Source organism: Streptomyces apricus, from assembly GCF_008369065.1.
GTDB classification, from domain to species: Bacteria; Actinomycetota; Actinomycetes; order Streptomycetales; family Streptomycetaceae; genus Streptomyces; species Streptomyces apricus.
Genome location: NZ_VDFC01000164.1, coordinates 1 through 2,353, shown reverse-complemented (window position 1 = coordinate 2,353; position 2,353 = coordinate 1). Strand labels below are relative to the sequence as shown.

The following is a 2,353-nucleotide window of genomic DNA, read 5'->3' as shown; positions in this document are numbered from 1 at the left end:
ATCTACCTCTACAAGCCCGCCGTCGCGTCAGCTGTGGAAGCGGATGTACCCGTCGCGGTCGGGGTCCGACCCGCTCTTGGTGTAGGCGTGCACGTCGGAGCGGCTCCCGGCGGGCTTGTAGAGGTAGATCGTGTCGCCCGGGTTGTTCCACATGAAGTTGCAGTTGTCGCGGTAGACGACGTTGCGGCTGTCCGAATCGGTGCCGTGGCCCCCGCGCAGCTTCACGTAGTCGCCGGGCTGCAGGTAGTGGTTCGCGGTGAAGAGGAACCTGTTGCCGGTCTTGTCCTTCACGAGGTAGTTCTTCAGGTTGATCGTGGCGGACGACGAGTAGTTCTTGATCGTCAGGTACTCCTCGTCCGTGTTGCCGCTCGCGCAGCTGTTGGAGTCGCTGCCGGGCGCGTCGTACTGGACGCCGCGGATCTTCAGCGCCGACTGGTACTCGGCCGCCTGGGCCGGCGCGGCGGCGACGACCGCCAGGGTGCCGGTGGTGACAGCGGTGACGGCCGCGGCTATGACTGGGTGCTTGCGCATGGAAAATTCCCCCTCCGGAAACCTGCAAGACCCCGGATCTTAACCATGTCGTGAAACATGTGTGCAAGGTGTGGAGGAAATGCGTCTTCTGGCGCGGAGGTGTGATAAAAGACGGTATCCGGCAGGCAGTTCGCCTCCTCCCATGGAGTGGTCGAGAGAGCGGAGACCTCGTTCACGCCTCTTGTGGGAGCGCTCCCAATGCGGTCAGGATGCTGCCCATGGGACCGCAGCCGAGCATCCGTCCGTACCGTCCCGCCGACCGCGCCGCGGTCGCGACCGTCTGCGTGCTGACCGCATTTGAGGGAGGGGACTCACGACAGCGTTACCCCGACGAGGAGTTGATGCCCACCCTCTTCGCCGCGCCCTACTGCCACCTGGAACCGGAACTGGCCTTCGTCCTGGACGACGGATCGGGCAGCGCGGTCGGATACGTCGTCGGCACCGCGGACACCCAGCGGTTCGTGAAGGACTTCCGCGAGACCTGGATACCGCGCGTCGCCGACCGCTATCCCGCGCTCACGGCGGCGCCCCGGACCCCCACCGAGGAGATGGTCGAGCTCCTGCACACCCCCGAGCGGATGGTGCTGCCCGAACTGGCCGCGTACCCCGCGCACCTGCACATCGATCTGCTGCCCGACTGGCAGCGGCGGGGCTTCGGACGCGGCCTGATGAGGACGTTCCTGGCCGCCCTGCACGACCGCGGGGTCCCGGCCGTCCACCTGGGCATGGTCACCGCCAACACCGCCGCGCGCGCCTTCTACGACCGCCTCGGCTTCCACGAGATCCCGGTGCCGGACCCCGGCCCCCTCACCTACCTCGGCAGGTCGACGGCCGCGGGCCCGCCGTAGGGTCCGCCCGCCCGGAGGAGGCCCTGTCGGACCCGTCCTCTATGCTCCCGCGCATGGGCGAGGCGGACTCCGGCAGACGGGTCATCGACGGACGGTTCCGGCTGGAGGCACGGCTCGGCGGCGGCGGGATGGGCACGGTCTGGCGCGCCACGGACCTCGCCCTGCACCGGAGCGTGGCGGTCAAGGAGGTGCGGCCGCCCGACGTCGACCTCGCCGAGTACGACCCGGCGGCCGCCCGGTTGCTGCGGGAACGGGTGCTGCGCGAGGCCCGGGCGCTGGCCAGGATCGACCACCCGAACGTCGTGACGATCCATCACATCGTCGACGGGGGCGAGGGGACGTACCCCTGGATCGTGATGGAACTGGTCGGCGGGGGCTCGCTCGCCGACCTGCTGGAGCGCGGCCCGATGGACCCCGACCGGGCGGCACGAACCGGACGGGAGGTGCTCGCGGCCCTGCGCGCCGCGCACGAAGCGGGCATCGAGCACCGGGACGTCAAGCCCGCCAACGTACTGCTGCGCCCCGACGGCCGCCCCGTGCTCACCGACTTCGGCATCGCGGCGATCCGTGAGGCCACGGCCCTCACCGCCACCGGCTCGATCATCGGCACGCCCGACTACATGGCACCCGAGCGCATCGCGGGCCGCGACGGCGGACCGGCCTCGGACCTGTGGTCGCTCGCGATGATGCTGTACGCCGCCGTCGAGGGCGAGCACCCGCTGCGCCGCGGCACGACGATGGCCACCCTCGCGGCGGTCCTGTACGAGGACGTGCCGCCGCCCCGCAGGGCCGGGCCGCTGACGGACGCGTTGATGCGGGTGCTGGTGAAGGACCCGGCGGCCCGCCCGGACGCCGGCTCGCTGGACCGGATGCTGTCGGTCGTGACCGGGTCCCGTGCGGATTTGGGCACGGACTCGGGTACGGGAACCACGTCCTACCGGCTCGCGCCCCCGCAGGCCCCGCAGGCCCCGCAG

The 2,353-nt window shown here is 70.5% G+C and carries 3 protein-coding genes; 2 read left to right on the top strand and 1 reads right to left on the bottom strand.

Translation table 11 applies throughout. The features are described 5' to 3' along the window. Positions 1–27: 27 nt before the first annotated feature. Positions 28–531 carry a lamin tail domain-containing protein gene (locus FGF04_RS38865; protein WP_149516105.1) on the bottom strand — a complete coding sequence of 168 codons (504 nt, stop codon included), beginning with the start codon at positions 529–531 and terminating at the stop codon, positions 28–30. Between the two features lie 218 nt (positions 532–749). On the opposite strand from FGF04_RS38865, the gene FGF04_RS38860 reads away from it, so the two are divergent. Both FGF04_RS38860 and FGF04_RS38855 read left to right on the top strand, forming a co-directional pair. Continuing rightward, positions 750–1,379, top strand: coding sequence for a GNAT family N-acetyltransferase (locus tag FGF04_RS38860; protein ID WP_188114421.1), 630 nt, complete (start codon positions 750–752; stop codon positions 1,377–1,379). Positions 1,380–1,432: 53 nt separating this feature from the next. Further along, positions 1,433–2,353 (top strand): serine/threonine-protein kinase (locus tag FGF04_RS38855; RefSeq protein ID WP_149516103.1); only part of this gene is annotated, 921 nt, incomplete at its 3' end.

Coding starts and splice junctions, on each gene's coding strand:
- FGF04_RS38860 (WP_188114421.1), top strand. CDS start 750: ATGGGACCGCAGCCGAGCATCCGTCCGTACCGTCCCGCCGACCGCGCC.
- FGF04_RS38865 (WP_149516105.1), bottom strand. CDS start 531: ATGCGCAAGCACCCAGTCATAGCCGCGGCCGTCACCGCTGTCACCACC.